At 62.8% G+C, this 19,712-nt stretch carries 18 protein-coding genes; 6 read left to right on the forward strand and 12 right to left on the reverse strand.

Features of this window, described 5'->3' with window-relative positions; all coding sequences use genetic code 11:
* Positions 1–4 precede the first annotated feature (4 nt).
* The 4 genes from ACI3L3_RS00105 to ACI3L3_RS00120 all read right to left on the reverse strand — a co-directional run bounded on the left by ACI3L3_RS00105 (position 5) and on the right by ACI3L3_RS00120 (position 5,237).
* Entirely contained in the window at positions 5–1,408 is a 1,404-nt protein-coding gene (locus ACI3L3_RS00105; RefSeq protein ID WP_404843061.1) for an HD domain-containing phosphohydrolase, read from the reverse strand.
* A 53-nt stretch (positions 1,409–1,461) separates the two neighbouring features.
* Positions 1,462–2,397, reverse strand: a complete 936-nt coding sequence (locus ACI3L3_RS00110) for a TIGR01777 family oxidoreductase (protein ID WP_404843062.1) — start codon at positions 2,395–2,397, stop codon at positions 1,462–1,464.
* 114 nt (positions 2,398–2,511) lie between these two features.
* A complete protein-coding gene (locus ACI3L3_RS00115) occupies positions 2,512–4,719 on the reverse strand; it encodes an ATP-binding protein (RefSeq protein WP_404843063.1) in 2,208 nt (735 codons plus the stop codon).
* Between the two features lie 8 nt (positions 4,720–4,727).
* Positions 4,728–5,237 (reverse strand): DUF4390 domain-containing protein, encoded by a 510-nt coding sequence (locus tag ACI3L3_RS00120; RefSeq protein ID WP_404843064.1) that lies wholly within the window; start codon positions 5,235–5,237, stop codon positions 4,728–4,730.
* A gap of 263 nt (positions 5,238–5,500) precedes the next feature.
* Between ACI3L3_RS00120 and ACI3L3_RS00125 the strand changes: the two genes are divergently transcribed.
* Positions 5,501–5,971: a 23S rRNA (pseudouridine(1915)-N(3))-methyltransferase RlmH gene (locus tag ACI3L3_RS00125; RefSeq protein WP_404843065.1), complete on the forward strand. Its 471-nt coding sequence runs from the start codon at positions 5,501–5,503 to the stop codon at positions 5,969–5,971.
* Between the two features lie 138 nt (positions 5,972–6,109).
* On the forward strand, positions 6,110–6,334 hold the full coding sequence (locus tag ACI3L3_RS00130) for a hypothetical protein (RefSeq protein ID WP_404843066.1): 225 nt from the start codon (positions 6,110–6,112) through the stop codon (positions 6,332–6,334).
* Here ACI3L3_RS00130 and ACI3L3_RS00135 read toward each other — a convergent pair.
* A complete protein-coding gene (locus tag ACI3L3_RS00135; protein WP_404843067.1) occupies positions 6,295–6,948 on the reverse strand; it encodes a 16S rRNA (guanine(527)-N(7))-methyltransferase RsmG in 654 nt (217 codons plus the stop codon). The genes ACI3L3_RS00130 and ACI3L3_RS00135 overlap by 40 nt on opposite strands.
* Positions 6,949–7,095: 147 nt before the next feature.
* Between ACI3L3_RS00135 and ACI3L3_RS00140 the strand changes: the two genes are divergently transcribed.
* The 4 genes from ACI3L3_RS00140 (at position 7,096) to ACI3L3_RS00155 (ending at position 12,627) form a co-directional block, all read left to right on the forward strand.
* Positions 7,096–8,046 (forward strand): ACP S-malonyltransferase, encoded by a 951-nt coding sequence (locus ACI3L3_RS00140; RefSeq protein WP_404843068.1) that lies wholly within the window; start codon positions 7,096–7,098, stop codon positions 8,044–8,046.
* Between the two features lie 90 nt (positions 8,047–8,136).
* Positions 8,137–9,792, forward strand: coding sequence for an arginine--tRNA ligase (gene argS / locus ACI3L3_RS00145; RefSeq protein WP_404843069.1), 1,656 nt, complete (start codon positions 8,137–8,139; stop codon positions 9,790–9,792).
* Positions 9,793–9,834: 42 nt separating this feature from the next.
* A complete protein-coding gene (locus ACI3L3_RS00150) occupies positions 9,835–10,554 on the forward strand; it encodes an SPOR domain-containing protein (protein ID WP_404843070.1) in 720 nt (239 codons plus the stop codon).
* 258 nt (positions 10,555–10,812) lie between these two features.
* Positions 10,813–12,627 carry a long-chain-fatty-acid--CoA ligase gene (locus tag ACI3L3_RS00155; RefSeq protein WP_404843071.1) on the forward strand — a complete coding sequence of 605 codons (1,815 nt, stop codon included), beginning with the start codon at positions 10,813–10,815 and terminating at the stop codon, positions 12,625–12,627.
* Between the two features lie 138 nt (positions 12,628–12,765).
* Here the strand turns inward: ACI3L3_RS00155 and ACI3L3_RS00160 are convergent, their stop codons facing one another.
* The 7 genes from ACI3L3_RS00160 to ACI3L3_RS00190 all read right to left on the reverse strand — a co-directional run bounded on the left by ACI3L3_RS00160 (position 12,766) and on the right by ACI3L3_RS00190 (position 19,709).
* On the reverse strand, positions 12,766–13,395 hold the full coding sequence (locus ACI3L3_RS00160) for an FMN-dependent NADH-azoreductase (protein ID WP_404843072.1): 630 nt from the start codon (positions 13,393–13,395) through the stop codon (positions 12,766–12,768).
* Between the two features lie 314 nt (positions 13,396–13,709).
* Positions 13,710–15,617, reverse strand: a complete 1,908-nt coding sequence (gene dxs, locus ACI3L3_RS00165) for a 1-deoxy-D-xylulose-5-phosphate synthase (RefSeq protein WP_404843073.1) — start codon at positions 15,615–15,617, stop codon at positions 13,710–13,712.
* A gap of 55 nt (positions 15,618–15,672) precedes the next feature.
* A complete protein-coding gene (locus ACI3L3_RS00170; protein ID WP_404843074.1) occupies positions 15,673–16,575 on the reverse strand; it encodes a polyprenyl synthetase family protein in 903 nt (300 codons plus the stop codon).
* Positions 16,553–16,795: an exodeoxyribonuclease VII small subunit gene (xseB, locus tag ACI3L3_RS00175; RefSeq protein ID WP_404843075.1), complete on the reverse strand. Its 243-nt coding sequence runs from the start codon at positions 16,793–16,795 to the stop codon at positions 16,553–16,555. Before xseB ends, ACI3L3_RS00170 begins: the two co-directional genes overlap by 23 nt.
* Positions 16,796–16,803: 8 nt before the next feature.
* Positions 16,804–17,697, reverse strand: a complete 894-nt coding sequence (locus ACI3L3_RS00180; protein WP_404843076.1) for a peptidoglycan DD-metalloendopeptidase family protein — start codon at positions 17,695–17,697, stop codon at positions 16,804–16,806.
* Positions 17,694–19,094, reverse strand: coding sequence for an exodeoxyribonuclease VII large subunit (xseA, locus tag ACI3L3_RS00185; RefSeq protein ID WP_404843077.1), 1,401 nt, complete (start codon positions 19,092–19,094; stop codon positions 17,694–17,696). Before xseA ends, ACI3L3_RS00180 begins: the two co-directional genes overlap by 4 nt.
* A 6-nt stretch (positions 19,095–19,100) precedes the next feature.
* The gene (locus ACI3L3_RS00190; RefSeq protein WP_404843078.1) at positions 19,101–19,709 is read right to left on the reverse strand and encodes a LysE family translocator; all 609 of its coding nucleotides are present in this window, start codon (positions 19,707–19,709) and stop codon (positions 19,101–19,103) included.
* Between the last annotated feature and the right edge of the window lie 3 nt (positions 19,710–19,712).

Genomic DNA, 19,712 nt, shown 5'->3' on the forward strand with positions numbered 1-19,712 from the left:
CTCCTTATTGTTCCACCGGGGCCGCGGCGGAGCTTTCGCCGCCGTCAAAGTCGAACCCCGCTTCAAAAAGTTCCAGACACACGTCCACCACGGCGGTGTCGTACCGGTTGCCGCGCCCGGAGCGGACTTCCTCAAGGGCCCGGTCCAGCCCAAGGGCCGCCCGGTAGGGCCGGTGCGAGGACATGGCCTCCACCACATCGGCCACGGCAAGGATGCGCGCCTGCTGTAAAATATCGTCGCCCACCAACCCCTTGGGGTAGCCGGACCCGTTAAGGCGCTCGTGGTGCTGGAGCACAATGTCCGCCACCGGCCACGGGAAGGGCACCATACGCAAAATTTCGTACCCGGCCTCGGGGTGGGTCTGCATCATATTAAACTCAATGGACGACAGCGAGGCGGGCTTGGACAGAATCTCCGCCGGAACGTAAATTTTGCCAAGGTCGTGCAACTGGGCCGCGACCTCGATGCCGCGCACCATGTCTTCCTCCAACCCCATGCTCGTGGCAATGGCCACCGCCAGCTTGGACACACGTAGCTGGTGCCCTGCGGTATACGGGTCGCGCTTTTCGGACGTGACGATCAACGCGCCAACGGTGGCGTCCAACGCCTGCCGCAGGTCCTTGACGCTCTTTTTCAGCGCAACCATGGTCCGGCGGCGCTCGGCAATATTGCGGAATGCCGCCACAAGGCCAAGGATTTCGCTGTTGTCGTCGCGTACGGCTGTAACATGCAAATCGACGGGGACGCGCTCCGACGGCCCGCCAACAAGCACCACGGCGTCGGTGCGGATGGTCTTGCGCCCGCCAAGGACGCGGGCCACGGGGTCAAAGCCGCGGCCGAACTCTTCATCCTCAAGCCGCAGCACGTCACCCAGCGGCCTGCCCGTGGCCTGATCCTGCGACCAGCCGGTCAGCGCCACGGCCACGCGGTTCATGTAGTTGACGCGGCCAAGGTCGTCCGTGGAGATAACGCCCTCGCCCACGCTATCCAGCGTAGCCTGAAGCCATTGGCGGTTCTCGCGCACCCGGCGCTCCGCCGCGTGCTTGTAGCAGGCCATCTCTATGGCGGTGTGGACCTCGCGGTCCTCAAAGGGCTTGATGATGTAGCCGAACGGCTCGGTGACCTTCACACGCTGGACGGTTTCGGAGTCCGCATAGGCGGTGAGGAAGACGATGGGGATGTCGAACCGGCGGCGGATGGCCTCGGCGGCCTGAATGCCGTCCATGTTCCCCTCAAGCTGAATGTCCATCAGCACGAGGTCCGGCTCATGCGTTCCGGCCATGGCGACGGCGTCGCCGCCAGTGCGCGCCTGCCCCACGACCTCATAGCCAAGGGACCGCAGCCGGTGCGAAATATCAAGAGAAACGATGGATTCGTCCTCGACCACCAGTATTCTCTTCCGCGTCATGTTCACCGCCGTGCTAAAGGATGGGCCAGGGCATGCTGCCCATACATCCGCCCCTAATCATTGATAATATCTTCCAGTGCATCCTGCAGGAAAGGATAGCGGAAAACAAAACCTTTTTCCACCAACCGGCGCGGCACGGCGCGGATGGAGGAAAGAATCATTTCGTCGGCCATCTCGCCCATGGCAAGACGCAGGGCAAAACGGGGCACATTCAGCCACGAGGGCCTATCCAGCGCGCGCCCAAGCTCCTTGCAGAAGTCGCGCATGCGCACCACACCCGGCGCCGACAGGTTAAACGCGCCCTGCGCGTCCTCGCAATCCACCAAAAAGGCCAGCGCGCCCACCTCGTCCTGCACATGCACCCACGGGAACCACTGCCCCCCGCCACCAAGCGGCCCGCCGACGTACATCTTGAACGGCGGCAAAAAACGCTCCAGCACGCCGCCGTTCATGCCAAGGACAATACCGGTGCGCGCATAGGCCACCCGCACGCCATACTCGGCCACGCCAGCGACGGCGGTCTCCCACTGCGTACAGACCTCGGCCAAAAATCCCGGCCCGGCGGGAAGGTCTTCGGCCAGCTCCTTATCGTCCGCCGAGGCCTGTGCCCCGTAGTAGCCAACGGCAGAGCCTTGCACCACGGCCTGCACCTGCGCGTCCGCCTTGGCAACGGCGGCGGCAAGAGCGCCTCCCACACGCACGCGGCTGTCCAGAATCCGCGCCTTTTTCTGCTGCGTCCAGCGGCTTGATGCAATATTGTCCCCGGCCAGATTCACCACAGCCTGCGGCCCGTGCCCGGCATCCAGCACGCGGGCGAGGGCGTCCGGGTCTGCGCCGTCCCATCCGGCGGCGGTCACATGGCCGGAGAACAGGCGTTCCGCCCGCTCGGGGGACCGCGACGTCACAACGACATCGTGCCCCTTCTCCTTCAGGGTCACGCACAGCCGCCTGCCGATGAACCCTGTTCCGCCAATGATGATGACTCGCATGCCTCTCCTCCTCGCCAGCCGTCTGCGGCCGATTTGGGGTGATGGGAAGGTGCCGCGCTAACTACCGCCACCTCCCCGGCGGCGCGGGAGCGGCGGCCAGCGGGACAACGTGGACTAGACGGGCAGTTCCACAACGATGATGGTGCCCTTTGGCTCGTGGGGCACGGCGCGGACATAGCCGTGATGGTCGCTGACGATGGATTTGACGATGGTCAGCCCAAGGCCGGTGCCACCCTTCTTGCGGGAGAAGTAAGGCTCAAAGAGCCGCGAGCGCTCCTCCTGCGTCAGGCCTGCACCGTTGTCGCGGATTTCCATACGCACCCACCCAAGCATTTTGTCACAGGTGACCACGATGTCCACCGTGGGGTCCGTTTCGCCGTGCAAGGCGTCCGCCGCATTGGTCAGCACATTGATGAGCACGCGGCGCATGCCTTCGCTGTCCAGCTTAATACGCGGAATCTGCCCCTCAAAGTGCAGGTTCCAGTGCACGGAGCTATGGCTGTTGCGGAACATGGCCACAACTTCCTCAATGAGCGGGGCAAGGTAGCCCCACTTGAGGTCCACCTCCGGCAGCTTGGCAAAGGAGGAGAACTCCTGCACCATCTGCTGCAGGTGCTCCACCTGATTGACGATAAGCTGGGTGCTCTGGGTGAACACCGGGTCCTCCACCTGCTCGGCGAACTTGCGTTCCATGCGCTGGGCGGAGAGCTTGATGGGCGTGAGGGGGTTCTTGATTTCATGAGCGATGCGCCGCGCCACCTCGCGCCATGCGGCCACACGCTGCATCTTTTCCAGCTCCGTGATGTCCTCAAACACCGCCACGATGCCGGAGTCGTTGCCTTCGGAGTCCTCCAGCGTCACCACGTTGACCAGGAGCTTGAGGTCCCGGGTCCCGAGGGTGAGGTCTATCTGGCGCTGCCACTGCGAGCCGGGGCTGGTCACCAACTGCTCAAATACCTCGGTGATCAGGTCCGCGTAGTGCCCCTGCAACAAATCAAGGGGGCGGCTGCCCGCAATGGCGCCGCCGTCCAGACCAAGCATGGTCTCGGCCGCCTTGTTCACGGTGCTGACGCGGCCCTTGGGGTCCAGCGAAATCACACCTGCGGTAATATTGTCCAGCACGGCCTCAATGTAGCGGCCACGCTGCTCCAGCTCCTGATTCTGCTGGTTCAGACGCTCGTTGGCTTCCGTGAGTTCGGAGCGCGAGAGCTGCAGGTCCTTGGCCATTTCGTTGAAGCTCTGCACCAGAAAGCCCAGTTCGTCGCTGGAAGTATCCTCAAGGCGCACGCTCAGGTCCCCGCGCGCAATGCGCTGAGTGCCATGGGCCAGCGCCTGCACCGGCGCTGACAGCTCCTTGGCAAGGCGCATCCCGAACCAGATGGCCCCCATGACGATAAGCATGGTCACCACGGCAAGGAGCACATACAGCGCCAGCTTCCACTGGTGCTTCATGGTGCGGATCTGTTTGTACTCGCTGATGCCGTTAACAATCTTGTCCAACTTGTACAGCAAGCCATGGCCGATGCTCTCGCCAAGGACGAGGTAGCCGGTTTTGCCGTCGTCAACGGGCAGAATGCCAAGGACCATATCCGCCCCGGACCCTGCGCGGATGGTGGACCAAAATTCCGGACGCTCGCGCAGGCTCTCCCAGTTGACGTTGTCGCGCACCTCTTCCCACACGCCTTTCCACTCCGGCCCGGTATGCCAGTTCTGCTCCTTCTGGTCCGGAGTGATGACGCCGATGAGCGACAGGTCGTACTCCTTGCGCTTTTCGCGCAACAGGGCGTCCATGCTCTTGCCACCCCACGCAAAGCGCCGCTGGAGGATTTGCTCCAGAATATAGGTGGAGCGCCGTTCCAGACGCTCCTGCGAGGAGGCATAAAAAGCCTGCCCCACTTCCAGCGCCTGTTCCAGCGAGTCCTCAACCTGCGTCTTGAACCAAAAATCCACGGAGGTCTGGACGAACTTTGCGCCAAGGGCAAACATAAGAAAGGTGGGAATAATGGACAGCGCCACAAAGGAGATGACAAGCCGGGTGCGGAGCTTGGACCCCAACACGTTGCGGCGGCGCTCAAGGGCCAGCTTGATGACGTTCCTGAGCACCACAAAGACGACGGTAAACAGGAGGATAACGTTCAGGTTGAACAGACCGAGGAAGATGAAGGAATTCACTTCCCCAAAGTATTTCAGCTCCACCCACGTCAGCATCAGCACAACGAGGAGCGCCCCGCAGGCCATGAGCAATTCGCGCTGGCGGCGCTTGCGTTCCTTGGTGGTGCCGGTGCCGACCTTAATGGACGAGGTTTCAAGCTGTTCGTTCATGGAACTGCCTAGTAGCGGAAATCAAGTTGGTAGCTGACGGGCTGATAGACGTCCCATGACTTGAAAAACACCACGTACCGCAGCCAGACGGGTACGTCGCGCCGCGTGAGGGTGATGGAAAGGTCCAAGCTGTACTCCCCGCCCGGAGACAGCGCGGCCCATGGCCCAATGACCATAGACAGCCGCCCCCATCCGTCCTTGAGCAGTGCGGCAAGGTCCTTGGAGCGCAGCGCCTTTTCCGCGCCGGGCAGGTCCAGCACATAGTCCTGCGCCAGCACGTCGCGCCGCAGGGTGGAAACCCACTCCTCTTCGGCCAACGTTTTATCGGGCCACATGCTCTTGCGGCGCGACACGCCGCCCTCGCACACCAGCCCAACGGTGGACCCTTCGGCAAGAACCTGCTCCAGTTCCTCCAACTGGTCCACCCGCACGCCAAAGCGCACGGTGATATTTCCGGCAAGATTATCAAGAATAAGGTTGCCCAGTTCCAGTCCCCCGGCGGCATGGGCGTGGCGCACGCCCCCCGTGGACAGAACAAAAACGGCAACAACGCAAAATACCACAACAAGCCATGGTGCATTCGTGCGGCGGGAACAAACGTCCGGTGCGCGATGTCTCGGCATCAGGTAAACCTCAGGGTGGTCACTCGTGTATTTCATCGAATCAGCCATCGCGCATGGCGCTGACGGCGAACTTGAACAATGGGTGTATCTCTGACAAGTAAACCAAGCCCCGTCCTTTGACAACCGGACGCGGCCAACCCCCAACAAAAAGGGAAGAAATGAAAAAGCTGAAATTCCTCTGGGTGGGCAAGCTCAAAAAGGGCCACTGGCAGGACGCCGCCGCCCATTATCATAAAGCCATCAAACGCCACTACCCGGTGACCGAAGTCATCGTAAAGGACGCCCCCGGCCATCTGGAGACCGAGGCAAAAAAGGAGTGGGAAGGCAAAAAGATTCTTGAAAAGCTGGACCCGCAGGACTTTCCCGTTGCCCTTGACGAGCACGGGGCAACCATGACCTCACCGGCCCTTGCCAAGTCCTTAACCAAATGGTCCGAGGACCCGGCCACTGCGCCCTGCTTCATCATCGGCGGCGCGTTTGGTCTGTCGCAGGATGTGCTGGACAAATGCCGCTTCACCCTCAGCCTCTCGCCCATGACCTTCCCGCACGAACTAGCCCGCGTGCTGCTGCTGGAACAGCTCTACCGCGCGGCCAGCATCCAAAAGGGGCTGCCCTACCACCACGTGTAGGGCCACGCGCTCCGTCCACACGGCCACGCAAAAAGCGCCTTGCGCGCTCCCTCACGACACCACCGCCACCGGGTGAAGGCTTTACCCCGGCGGCGGATTGTGGCATCCACCTTTCACATACGTGACAAGGAGAATGCCATGGCCATTCTGGATATGAACTATTTGGAAAAGCTCGAAGCCTACCTGACCTCGGGCGACCTCGCCTTTGACTTTGAAAACGCCGACGAGGACCAGCGCTACGCCATCCTCGAATTCCTCGAAAAGCTCATGGACGTCGCGGACGAAGCCAACGAACAGGCCACTAAGCTCATCTTTAAGGATGGCTACTTAGAGGCGCTGGCCGGGGTGAAGCCCCAGAAGTAGCGGTCTTTGCCGCCGGTGTGGTATTTGGCGGAGCCAACCAGCCGCCACGACGCGGCGGGAGCCATGTCCGTGGGCGGTGCTTCGTTGGCAAGGATGACGCACACGCCGCCATCAGCCAGACGCGGCAGCGCAAAGGCCAAGACGTCCGGCCACGGCCGAAAGGCGCGGCTGAGAATAAGATCGGCGGGAAACGCCTCTTCCGGAATATCCTCCACGCGGCAGCCAAGGGCCTGCGTATTCTGGAGCTTCATGCGGGAGAGGGCGTAGCGCATAAACGCCACGCGCTTTTCACGGATTTCCACCATGCGGTAGGTTCCCGGCGTCCAGAAGACGCGCAGGGGAATGCCCGGCAGCCCCGCGCCGGCCCCAAGGTCCAGCGTAGACGGCGAATCGGCAATGGACAACGTGTCCAAAAAGTCGGCAAGATGCCAGCTGTCGGCGACAAGGTCGCCAAGCACGCGCTTCCAGTCGCTGTGGGCCACAAGGTTCATCACCCTGTTCCACTTCAGCAGCGACTCGATGTACAGGGCCAAAAGCCGGGCCTGTTCCGGCTCCAAATTCCGCCCGAGCTTTGCGGCAAGGGCGGCGACGTTTTCCGGGGTGGGCTTTCCCATGACAATCCTTTAAACAAGAAGAGGTTTCCGCAGGGGGCAGGCAATGGCACACCCCAGCGGGAAAAGCAAGCGCCATGCGGCCAGACTTGACAGCCCCGCCGCTGGGGGCTACGCCGCCGTGCGACACACCATAGTGGAGGACACGCCATGAACGCAATCAATCCGCTTTCCGCGGTTATCTTCCCCGGTCAGGGTTCCCAAATGCGGGACATGGGCCGCGACCTTGCCGAGAGCGACAGCGAATACATGTACCTGTGGCAACAGGCCGAAGCCGTCTCCCAGCACCCCCTGCGGGAAATCTTTTGGGGCGGCGACGACACCGACATGGCCGACACCCGGGTTCTGCAGCCCGCCATGACGGTCTGCTGCCTGTCGCTGTGGATGTATGCATCCAAGCGCCTGAAGGCCGACTGCTTCGCCGGGCACAGCCTTGGTGAATACGCCGCACTGGCCGCCGCCAAGGTGCTCAGCGTGCAAAAAACGCTGGAGCTGACCGCCCTGCGTGGCCGCCTTATGGCCGAGGCCGGCGGCGAAGACGAAGGCATGCACGCCATCCTCAAACTGCAGCAGGACAAGGTGGAAGAGATTGTCGCCGCCGCGCGCGAGGCTACCGGCCTTGAGCTTGGCGTTGCCAACTACAACACCCCCGCCCAGTTCGTCATCAGCGGCAAAAAGGACGCCCTCGCCGCTGCGGCGGATATGGTCAAGGCCGCCAAGGGCCGCGCCATCCCGCTGCCCGTTTCCGGCGCATTCCACAGCCCGCTTATTGCCGAGGCCGCCGAGGAGCTGAAGTCCCAGCTTTTGGCCGCGGACTGGCGCGCACCGGAAACGCCCGTCTATTTTAATGTTACTGCATCCACCGAGGACAACCCCGAGGCCATCCGCGACATCATGGTCCGCCAGATGACCTCCTCCGTCCGCTGGATCGAAATCAGCACCAACCAGTACGACGCCGGAGTGCGCACCTGGTACGAGCCCGGACCCAAGGGCGTGCTGTGCAAAATGCTGGGCCAGAACCTCAAGGGCGTCAGCGACGAATGGACCGCCAAGAGCCTCGACAGCTCCGCCGCCGTCCTTGCCGCGTCTCCCGGCCTGTAGTCCCCCCGCCGCTGGCCGCCCCGGCAGCCAGCGGCTTGACCGTATACAACACCAGCGCGCCGCACGGTGCGCAGAACACGAGAACATACGATGCGCGCACAGAATTACCTGAAAAGCCTGCTTGAAAAGTTCGTCGCCGACAACGGCTACACCTGGCCCGAGAAGACGACCATCGAACCGCCCAAGGATGAAAAATTTGGCGACATGGCCACCAACATCGCCATGATGCTGACCAAGCAGGCGGGCAAGCCCCCCCGCGAGGTTGCCGCCGACATCGCCGCCGCCATCGACGGCGCCACCCCGGACATCGCCAAGGTGGAAATCGCCGGCCCCGGCTTCCTGAACATTTTCTTCAGCCCCGCCTTCTGGCAGCAGACCGTGACCGACATCGCCGCCGCTGCGGACAGCTTTGGCATGTCCGAAATGGGCAAGGGCACCAAGGTGCAGGTGGAGTACGTTTCCGCCAACCCCACCGGTCCCCTGCATATCGGCCATGGCCGCGGCGCCGCCGTGGGCGACTGCCTCACCCGCATCCTGCGCGCCGCAGGCTACGACGCCCACACCGAGTACTACCTCAACGACGCCGGCCGCCAGATGCGCATCCTTGGCAACTCCGTGTGGGTTCGCCTGCAGCGCCTTATCGGCATTGACGTCCCGGACCCCGAGGACTTCTACAAGGGCGACTATATCATTGATATAGCCCAGCACGTGCTGGACCAGCACGGCGAGGCCATCAAGGACAAGCCCGAGGACGAAATCCTCGACATCTGCCGCGAATACGCCATGAACACCATCCTTGACGGCATCAAGGAAGACCTTGCCGCGTTCAACGTGGAGCATCAGGTGTGGTTCTCCGAAAAGAGCCTTGTGGAAACCGGCGCCGTGGACAAGACCTTCAAGCGCCTTGCCGACAAGGGCCTTGCCTACGAACAGGACGGCGCGTTCTGGTTCAAGTCCACCGAATTCGGCGACGACAAGGACCGCGTGCTGCGCAAATCCGACGGCTCCCTGACCTACTTCGCATCCGACATCGCCTACCACGACAACAAGTTTGACCGTGGCTTTGACCTGTGCGTGGACATCTGGGGCGCGGACCACCACGGCTACGTGCCGCGCATGAAGGCCGCCGTGGAGGCCCTTGGCCGCAGCCGCGACAGCCTCGGCGTTATCCTCGTGCAGCTGGTGAACCTGCTGCGCGACGGCGAACAGGTGGCTATGTCCACCCGCGCTGGCGAGTTTGAAACCCTTGCCGACGTGGTGAAGGAAACCGGCGCGGACGCCGCCCGCTTCATGTTCCTGTCCCGCAAGTCCGACAGCCATCTGGACTTTGACCTTGAACTGGTGAAGCAGAAGACCATGGACAATCCGGTGTACTACGTGCAGTACGCCCACGCCCGCATCTGCTCCGTCATGCGCAAGGCCGCCGAACGCGACATCACCCCGGCCGAACTGTCCGCCGACCTGCTGGCGCACTTGGACACCGCCGAGGACCTGCGTCTGCTCAAGCTGCTGGCCCAGTACCCCGGCGCTGTGGAATCCGGCGCGCGCAACCTGAGCCCGCACTTCATCAGCACCTACCTGCAGGAACTGGCTGGCGCTCTGCACCGCTACTACCACGCCAACACTATCCTTGGCGCGGACACGCCCGAAGTCATCAGCGCGCGCCTGCGTCTGCTCATGGCCGTGGCACAGGTGGTGCGCAACGGCCTTGGCCTTCTGGGCGTCAGCGCGCCGGAAAGCATGTAGCCCGGCACCCGTTCCCGCAACTGACCGAACAGGAGACGCATTATGGGCCTGAGCCTGAAGCTGAACGGAAAGGATACCAAAAACGAATCCAAGAAGAAGGACGCCGACAAAAAGGAGCCCAAACGCTACACGGTGTCGTTCTCACTGGCAGGACTGGTTTCACTGACCGTTTTGACGCTGGTGGCCCTGTCATGGATATTCATCCTCGGCGTGCTGGTGGGCCGCGGCTATAAGCCCGAATCCGCCGTGCCGGAACTGGAGCAGATTATGCCCAAGGCCCAACAGGCCCCGGCGCAGAATGACGATGTGCTCCGGGCCGAGGACCTCAACTTCTACTCCGAACTGTCCAAGAAACCCGGCGCAGACGCGAGCACGGGCAAGAGCGCGACCACGCAGCAGCAGGCCAAAAAGCCCGCTCCAGCTCCCGCGCCGAAGCCCAAAGTCACGCCGCAGCCGGAGCCGCAGGTCAGCGCCCCCGCGCCAGCCAAAACGGCCAAGCCCGTGGCCCCCAGCGAGCCCATGTACCGCTACGCGTATCAGGTGGCTTCGCTCAAGGACATCGCCGCGGCGCGCAAGTTTCAGGATAAGCTGGCCAGCCTTGGGCTGTCCTCCCGTCTTGAACGCGCACAGGCCAAAGGCTCCACATGGCACCGCGTCATTATCAGCTTTCAGGGCACCGCGGACGATACCCGCGACCTGATGCGGAAACTGGGCACCCTTGGCATCTCCAAGCCGCTGCTCAAATCCAAAACGCCGCTGTAGACGCCCCATGCAGACACGCATAGCGCCCCGTACCACCTGTGGTACGGGGCGCTTTTTCGTTGCGGCGCCCGCGCCCTGCCGCAGCCGGGGTTCTACTGCGCCCCGCACGGCATGTATGTGCCAACCATTGCGCCAGCAAATATAAGGCGCTTCCCTTCACGCCAAATACATATTATGTATCCCAGCTTATGCCCAGGCAACGCCGTGCACGGCGGACCTGTCCGGGACACTACTCCACGAGCATGAGGACAACAGCCCATGAAAGATATCCCCCGCCCTTGGCTGAAGAGCTACGACAAAGAAGTGAGCCATACCATAGACCCCGAGGGAATGCCCATTTTCGGCTACCTCGACAGGGCCGCCAAGCATTATCCCAACCGCAAGGCCATCGTCTTCAAGAACTGGAGCATCACCTATAAGAAGCTCCACCAGATGACGGAAATCATGGCCGCCAATCTGCGCGCCCTTGGCATCCAGCCCGGCGAACGCATCTCCATGATGCTGCCGAACCTGCCCCAGACCATTATCTCCTACTGGGCCGCCCTTAAGGCGGGGGCCATCGTCGTAATGACGAACCCGCTGTACATGGAGACGGAGCTTATCCACCAGCTCAATGACGCCGACTGTGACACCATGATCGTTCTGGACCACCTGTGGCCCAAAATCGAAGCCGTCCGCGACAAACTGCCGGTGAAAAAATTTATCGTGGTGCGCATTCCGGACTGTTTGGCCTTTCCGCTGAACATGCTCTATGGCATAAGCGCCAAGAAAAAGAAGCTCTTCCGCGATGTGCCGTATGACGGCAAAACCGTGCTGGAGTGGAAGCCGCTGACCAAGGGCAAGGACCGCATCAGCCGCCCCCCGTCCGACCCGCGCGAAGACCTCGCCCTGCTCCAGTACACCGGCGGCACCACCGGCATCTCCAAGGGCGTCATGATCACCCACCAAAACATGACCGCCAACGTCCAGCAGTGCCGCACCATCCTGCACGCCGTGGGCGAAACGCACGAAACCTTCGTGGCCGTGATGCCGTTCTTCCACATCTACGGGCTGACCACCTGTCTGAACCTGCCCACGGCCCTTGGCGCAACCATGGTCCCCGTGCCCCGGTTCGACCCGCAGGACCTGCTGGAGACGCTGTGCAAGCGCAAGGTGACCATCTTTCCGGGCGCGCCGGCCATCTACTCCGCCCTGCTGCTGCAAAAGAACGTGCAGCCCAGCCATTTCACATCCATCCGCTACTGTGTGTCCGGCTCCGCGCCCATCCCGGTGGAAACGCTGGAGCAGTTCAAGGAAATCACGCAGGCGGAAATCATCGAGGGCTACGGCCTGACCGAAGCCTCACCCGTCACGCACCTGAACCCGCTGTCCGGCGTGAAGAAATATGGCTCCATCGGTCTGCCCTTCCCGTCCACGGACGCCCGCATCGTGGACATGGAAGTGGGCGAACTCTCCCTTGCTCCCGGCAAAAAGGGCGAGCTGGTCCTGCGCGGACCGCAGGTGATGAAGGGCTACTGGAACCGCCCGGACGAAACCGCCAACGCCGTGCGTAACGGCTGGCTGTACACCGGCGACATCGCCACCATGGACGACGACGGCTACTTCTTCATTGTGGACCGCAAAAAGGACCTCATCATCACCAGCGGCTACAACGTCTACCCCCGCGAGATTGACGAAGTCCTCTACGAGCACCCCAAAATCAAAGACGCCGTGGCCGTGGGCATCCCCCACCCCTCGCGCGGTGAAATCATCAAGGTCTATGTCGTCCTGCGCGACGATGAAAAGATGACCAAGAGTGAAGTCATCTCCTGGTGTCGCCAGAAGCTGGCCAAGTACAAACTCCCGCGCAAGGTGGAGTTCCGCGACGAACTGCCCAAGACCATGGTCGGCAAGGTCCTCCGCCGCGCCCTGCGCGCCGAGGAAGAGGAAAAAATGCAAAAGATGGCCGAACGCCGCGCCGCACGTAAAGCCGCCAAGGCGGCCACGGACGCAGGCCTCGCCCCGGCTGCGGACAGCACTGCCCAAAGCGCCGACACCAACGCGCCCAAAGCGCCCGGCGACTCGGACGCCTAACCGCACCCAGCACGCTCATGACAAAGCCCTCCGGCATAAGCCGGAGGGCTTTTTTTGATCGTTCTTCTCGCGCGTAGAATGGTGCCTGCTTTCCGCGCCCGCGTGCTCCGCGCTGTGGTCTGTTCCCGTTGCCGCGCTTTACAGTGTCGCAGCGAGGGTGCGGGCCTGCTCCATGGCGGCCTTTCTGGCCGGGTCGCGCACGTCCGGCCCAAAGAGGGTACCCTCCACGGCCACGGGATGGACATCGGTTATGCCCATAAATCCCAGAATCATTTCCAGATACGGCGACTGGTGGTTAAAGGCCTCGGCCTGCGTGCCGGGGGCATACTGCCCGCCCCGCGCATACATGATGGCCGCCTTCTTGCCCTCCAACATGCCGTAGTACCCGCCCTCCTCGGTCATGCCAAAGGTCAGGCCGGGCTGCACCAGCAAGTCGATGTAATGCTTCAGCGGGTAGGGAATGGCAAAGTTCCACATGGGCACGGCAAAAAGATACCGGTCATGCCCGCGGAATTCGTCAATGATGCGCACAACCGCGTCCCACGCGGCCTTCTCCGCCAAGGTATGGTCGCGTCCATGCAGGACGTTGTACTTGGCCTGAATGGTCGGCCCGTCAAAGGGCGGCATGTCGTCGGTGAACAGATTCTTTTCCGTGATGCTCACGCCGGGATGCGCGTCGCGGTAGGCTTCTACAAACGCTTCCGCCACGGCGAGGGAATGGGAGCGCTCGCCGCGCGGCGACGCCTTAATGTACAAGAGTGAACTCATCGGTGGCCTCCTTGTCGGTCAGTGACTGCGTGGTGCCCTGTCGGTTCAAGTCTCACTGTCCACTTATGACAGCGCGGCAACGAGGTGTCAAAGACGCCCCCAAAACGCCACGGCAAAAAAACGCCCCGCGGCGCTGGGCCACGGGGCGGAAGAATTCAGCCTCAACGCTGAAGAGGGAAAGACGCAGAGCAACCATGCCGCGCCACACGCCACGAAAGTGACCTCAACACGGCGCGAGATGACGGCGTCAAGGCAAGCACCGGCAAGACGCGGCCGACTGCCGCATCGCGGCCAGCTCGCCGCGGCGCAGCGGATTACAGGCCCAGCATCTCCTCCAATGTGCGGCGGATGCCGTCCTTGTCGATGCCACACTTGGCGCGAAGCTGTTTCTGCGTGCCGTGTTCCACAAAGCCATCAGGCAGGCCAATGCGCTGCACGCGCACGGAGCCAAGGGCGTCGTGGTCGGCCAGCACTTCCAGCACGCCGGAGCCAAAGCCGCCCTTGAGGACGTTCTCCTCAACAATCAGCATATGCTTGAAGCGACGGGCGAGGTCCACAAGCTGGTCCTCGGCCATGGGGCGGATGAAGCGGCCATTGAACACCGCAATCTTGCGGCCCGTGGCGCTCTCGATTTCCTCGGCGGCGATGATGGACGGGTTCACGCGGCTGCCAATGGCAACCACAACGGCGTCCTCGCCATCGCGCATGAGCTTGCCTTCGGCAATGGGCAGCGGCTCGGGGTCCTCCACCGTGGGCGCGCCAATGCCAACGCCGCGCGGGTAGCGCAGGGCCACCGGGCCGTCGTGCTGGATGGCGGTTACCAACATGCGCTGGAGTTCAGCCTCGTCCGAGGGGGCCATGAACACAAGGTTCGGCACATGGCGCAGGTAGCTGAGGTCGAATGCGCCGTGGTGGGTGGGGCCATCTTCGCCAACCAGTCCGCCACGGTCCAGACACAGCACCACGGGCAGATTCTGCAAGCACACGTCGTGCACAATCTGATCATAGGAGCGCTGCATAAAGGTGGAGTAAATCGCCACCACGGGCTTAAAGCCCTCGGCGGCCAGCCCTGCGGCAAAGGTCACGGCGTGCTGTTCACAGATGCCCACATCCACAAAGCGTTCGGGGAAGCGCTCGCGGAAGCGGTCCAGCCCCGTGCCCTCGGGCATGGCGGCGGTAATGGCAAGCACGCGCTCGTCCTCCTGTGCACAGTGGCACAGGGTGTCGCCAAACACGCTGGTGTAGGACGGCAGCGAGCACGCGCCAAACTTCTTGGCAAGGCCGGTTTCCGGCTCAAAACAGCCCACACCGTGGAAGTAGGTGGGGTTGTTTTCCGCAGGCTCATAGCCTTTGCCCTTGGTGGTCATCACATGGACAAGCAGCGGGCCCTTGAGCTTTTTCACCTGCTCAAACACGCGCGTCATGCCGTCGATGTTGTGGCCGTCAAAGGGGCCGAGGTAGTTGAAGCGGAACGCCTCAAACAGCATGCCCGGCGTAAAGAAATGCTTGAACGCCTCTTCGGACTTACGGGCGTAGGTGGCGAGGTCCTCGCCAATCTTCGGCACGGACTTGAGGATGTTCTCCACGTCCTTCTTAAAGCGCACCACCCAGCTCTTGGTGAGGTTGCGCGACAAAAAGGACGACAGCGCACCAACATTCTTGGAGATGGACATTTCGTTGTCGTTGAGGACGACGATCATGTCGCTGTGGATGCCGCCCGCCTGATTGAGGCCCTCGTAGGCCAGCCCGGCGGTCATGGAGCCATCGCCAATAACGGCGACAACGCGGTTGTCCTTGCCCTTGAGGTCGCGCGCGCAGGCCATGCCGAGGGCGGCGGAGATGGACGTGGACGAGTGCCCCACGCCAAAGTGGTCGTACTCGCTCTCCGTCATCTTGGGAAAGCCGCTGATGCCGCCATAGGTGCGCAGAGTATTGAACCTGTCGCGCCGCCCGGTAAGCATCTTGTACACATAGGCCTGATGCCCCACATCCCAGATGAACTTGTCGTCACGGGGATTGAAGGTGCGCAGCATGGCAAGGGTCAACTCCACCACGCCAAGGGACGGAGCAAGGTGCCCGCCCGTTGTGGACACCGTTTCTATGATTTCCTGCCGGATTTCGTCCGCCAGCAGGTGCAGTTCCCGCGAGGACAGACGCTGTACGTCCGTCGGCTTCTCTATGCGGGAAAGGATGGAATTGTCGCTGAGCTGAGTGGCGTCCATGCCGAATCCTTATCCATTACAGTTGCAGAAAGCCCGGGCTTCCCGGGCAAGGCGATCAGCTAGCGCGAAGGACGATGTACTCCGCGAGCGAACGCATGAAATCGGCCTGAACACCGGGCTCGTTCTTGATGGGCAAGCAGGCGCTTGCCGCGGCCTGAATGGCGAGGCCCTTGCTTTCGGTCACACCGACGAGGCGGGGGTAGGTATTCTTGCCCTGTCCTTCGTCGCTGCCCACGGGCTTGCCAATCTCTTCCTCGGTGCCCAGAACGTCCAGCAGGTCATCCGTAATCTGGAAGGCCATGCCGAGGTTCTTGCCGTATTCAATGGCCTTGCCCAGCCCTTCCTCGTCCGCGCCGCCAAGGATGGCGCCGGAGAGGCACGCCGCGGTGATAAGCGCGCCGGTCTTGAGCGAGTGCATGCGCTGCAGCTCCTCAAGGGCCACGTCAATCTTGCCGGTGAGGGACATATCCAGCATCTGGCCGCCAACCATACCGTTGGGTCCAGCGCCGTAGGACACCACAGCCGCGGCCTGAAGCACGCGCTCGGCGGGAACGCCCTGCGTGTTCAGCATCATATTGAAGGCCTCGGTCAGCAGTGCGTCGCCCGCGAGGATAGCCGTGGCTTCGTCAAACTGCTTGTGATTCGAGGGCTTGCCCCGGCGCAGGTCGTCGTCGTCCATGGCGGGCAGGTCGTCGTGGATGAGGGAATAGGTGTGGATAAGCTCAATGGCGCTGGCAAAGGGCATGCTGGCATCAAAGTCCAGACCAAAATGCGCGCCCCACGCAAGGCACAGGGCCGGGCGCAGGCGCTTGCCGTCGGCCATCAGGCTGTATTCCATGGATTCCAGAAGGCGCTCGTCGATTCCACGGTCCTTCAGGCACTTGTTCAGATATTCGTCCACGGCCTTGGCGTAGTTGGCCAAGGTCTTCTGTGCGTCAACTTTCTTTTGCTGCGTCATCGCCTTCTTCCGGATGAAAATCCTTCAGTCCCTCTTCGGTGAGCAGACTGACTTCGTTTTTGGCCTCTTCAAGCCGCTTGCGGCACGATTTGGCCAGTTCCACGCCTTCCCTAAACAGGGCGACGCCCTTTTCCAGCGGCAGTTCCCCGTTTTCAAGGTCCTGCACTATTTTTTGCAGCTTCGCGAGCTGCGATTCAAAATCGTCTTTCTTTTTGGCCATGGGTCCCCCTACATGTCCGGAACGCCCGTGCCCGCAAACAGGGGCATGGGGTCCACCATATGGCCCATCACGGACAGGCCAAAGTGCAGATGCGGGCCGGTGACGCGCCCGGTGGCGCCAACCTTGCCGAGCACCTGCCCGGCGGAGACGAACTGCCCCTCTTCCACATCAATGTGCGACATATGGCAGTAGACGGTGACCATCCCCTGCCCGTGGTCCACGTAGACCACGTTGCCGGAAAAATAATGGTTGCCGGTCAGGGCGACCTCTCCGGCGGCAAAGCTGTGGATGGGCGTTCCCGTACGGCCGCGCAGGTCCACCCCGCTGTGGGGCCTTCGCGGTTCGCCGTTAAAGAACCGCCGCAGGCCAAAGGCGCTGGACATGCTGCCCTTGACGGGGCGCACAAAAGGCGGCTGCCAGAAGCGCTCCGCCGAGCGCGAATCCAGCACCTTTTTGGTCAGCGCCTTTTCGCGGTAGTGCCGCTCCAGCGCCTCTTTGCTCAGGTGCACCATCTTGCGCGCCACCTTCAGGTGCTGTTCCGGATAGCTCCGGTCATGCACGATGACGCCACGGCTCACCTGCTTTGTGCCATTTTGCAACTGAAACTCGGCTTCCAGTACCTCACTGCCGGGTTTCACGTCCAGTCCGGCGGCCAGTGCCACCCATGTGCCGTAGCCGCCGCTCTCGCCGCGAAGGGCGGGCGTCAGCGTCTCTCCCATCCACGAGAGGCGAACCTCCCATACCGGGACCGGCGAAAAAATGCGTACAAAGAACGCCTCTCCAACGTGCACAGCGTCCGTTGTGACCTGCAGCGTTGGCTCCTGCGCGGCCATTGCCGCCGTGGGCGCAAGGCACCACGCGGCAATGCCGGGAGTCAGCGCGAGGAAATGCCGTCTGTTCATGTCTCGTCCTCTTTGTCCTTGTGCTTTCCTGTCACATCGGCAGCAACACGACCATTGCGGACGCGGATGCTCAGCCTGTCTCCATCCGAGACCTCATCAACTGAACGAAGAAATGTTCCGGTGCGCTCCAGGGTCACCAACCCGTACCCGCGCTCCAAGGGCTTTTCCGGGTCCGCCCCGTCAAGGCGCGAGGCCGCCAAGGCAAGGCGCTGCTCTGCGCCGCGCACCAGCGCCCCGGCGGAAAGCTCCATCCGCGCGCACAGCGCTTCAACGCTGCGCCGGCGCTCGTCCATCACGCGGGGACCATAGGCGCGGGGCAATGCGTCCGCCGCGGCCAGCACCGCAGCCTCCCGCCGCGCCATGTAGCCATGCATGGCGCGGTCAAGGGAGCGCGCGCCGCTCTGGAAGCGCTCCAGCCAGTGCTCCACCCGGCGCGCCGGGGACAACCACGACACGGCGCGCTCCATGGCGGCAAGGGATGCCCCCTTGTCCTCAAGAAGGCCGTCCATGGCCCGCAGCAGGGACTGCTCCAGCATGTCCACGTCCTGCATCAGGGCCTCGCGTTCGGGCCACAGCATCTGCGCGGCGTGGGTGGGCGTGGCGGCGCGAACGTCGGCCACAAAGTCGGAAATGGTGGTATCCACCTCGTGCCCAATGCCGGACAGCACCGGGACGCGGCAGTTGTAGATGGCATCGGCCACCGGCTCGGTATTGAAGGCCCACAAGTCCTCCAGAGAGCCACCGCCACGGATGAGCACCACCACATCGGCCCAGCCATCGGCGTCGGCGCGGTTTATGGCCTCCGCAACCTGCGCCGGAGCGCGGTCTCCCTGCACCAGCGAAGGATACACGCGAATCTGCGCGCCCCAGCCACGGTCGCCGGCAATGCGCAAAAAGTCGCGCACGGCTGCGCCCGTTGGCGCGGTGACAACCGCCACCCGCGAGGGGTGCGGCGGCAACGCCATCTTGCGCGAGCTGTCAAAGTAGCCCAGCTCGGCCAGCTTGGCCTTGAGGGCTTCAAACTCCATATGCAGGCGGCCAACGCCCTGCTCCTGCACCAGCTCGGCAATCAGTTGATATTGCCCGCGCGGGGCATAGACATTGATGCGTCCGGCGCAGACGACTTCCTGCCCCTCTTCCAGTGTGGGGCGGTAGCCCTCCTCGTGCACCTCGCCGGTGACGGGGTCCACGCCGCCGCGCTCAATGAAGCGCTGGTTGCCCTTGAACCACACCACCGAGAGCTGTGCGCCCTCGTCGCGCAGGGTAAAATAGATGTGCCCGCTCCGGGGCCGGGTGATGTTGCCGATTTGTCCACGCACCCACACAAAGGGGAACTGGCTCTCCAGCACGTCCTTCACGGCGGCGGTGAGTTCGGTAACGTCAAAAATATGCGGCATAGCGCCCTACTCGACCGCCACGGCAACGCCAGCGCCAAGCATGACGGCTCCGGCCCCGCGTTGCATGCGGCGCATGGCCGCGCCACTGCCAAACCGCTCGCCGCCGGCCGTTCCCAGCAGGGCATACGCCGCGATAACCGCGTACACCACGCTCATGGCCACGGCGGCAACCACCGCGCCCTCAAGGGGCGTCAGCACCGCCAGGTCCACAAACGCGGGCAGAATGCCACAGTAGAACACAATCAGCTTAGGATTGCCCAGATTCAGGGCCAAGCCGGATGCCAAGGTCCGCGCGCCGCCAGCGGGCGTCAGCGCCCGTGCAGGGACGCGGCTGGGCCGCAGCAGACTGCGCAGCCCAAGCCACATCAAATACGCCGCACCCGCATACCGAATGCAGGTGAACACCCAGCCGAACTCCCGCGCCACAACGCCCATGCCGCACAGGGCGGCCGTCAGGTAGGCAAGGTCGCCGAGCACCAGCCCGAGACCAAAGACGAGGGCAGGTCTTGCGCCCTGCGTCACCCCACGCGACACCACCGCCACAATGGCGGGGCCGGGGACAGCCGCCATAACAAGAAAGGTCGCCGCCAGCGCAAGGAGTCCGGCCAAGGTCATGAT

It is taken from the genome of Desulfobaculum sp. SPO524, from assembly GCF_044987625.1.
Taxonomy (GTDB): domain Bacteria; phylum Desulfobacterota; class Desulfovibrionia; order Desulfovibrionales; family Desulfovibrionaceae; genus Desulfobaculum.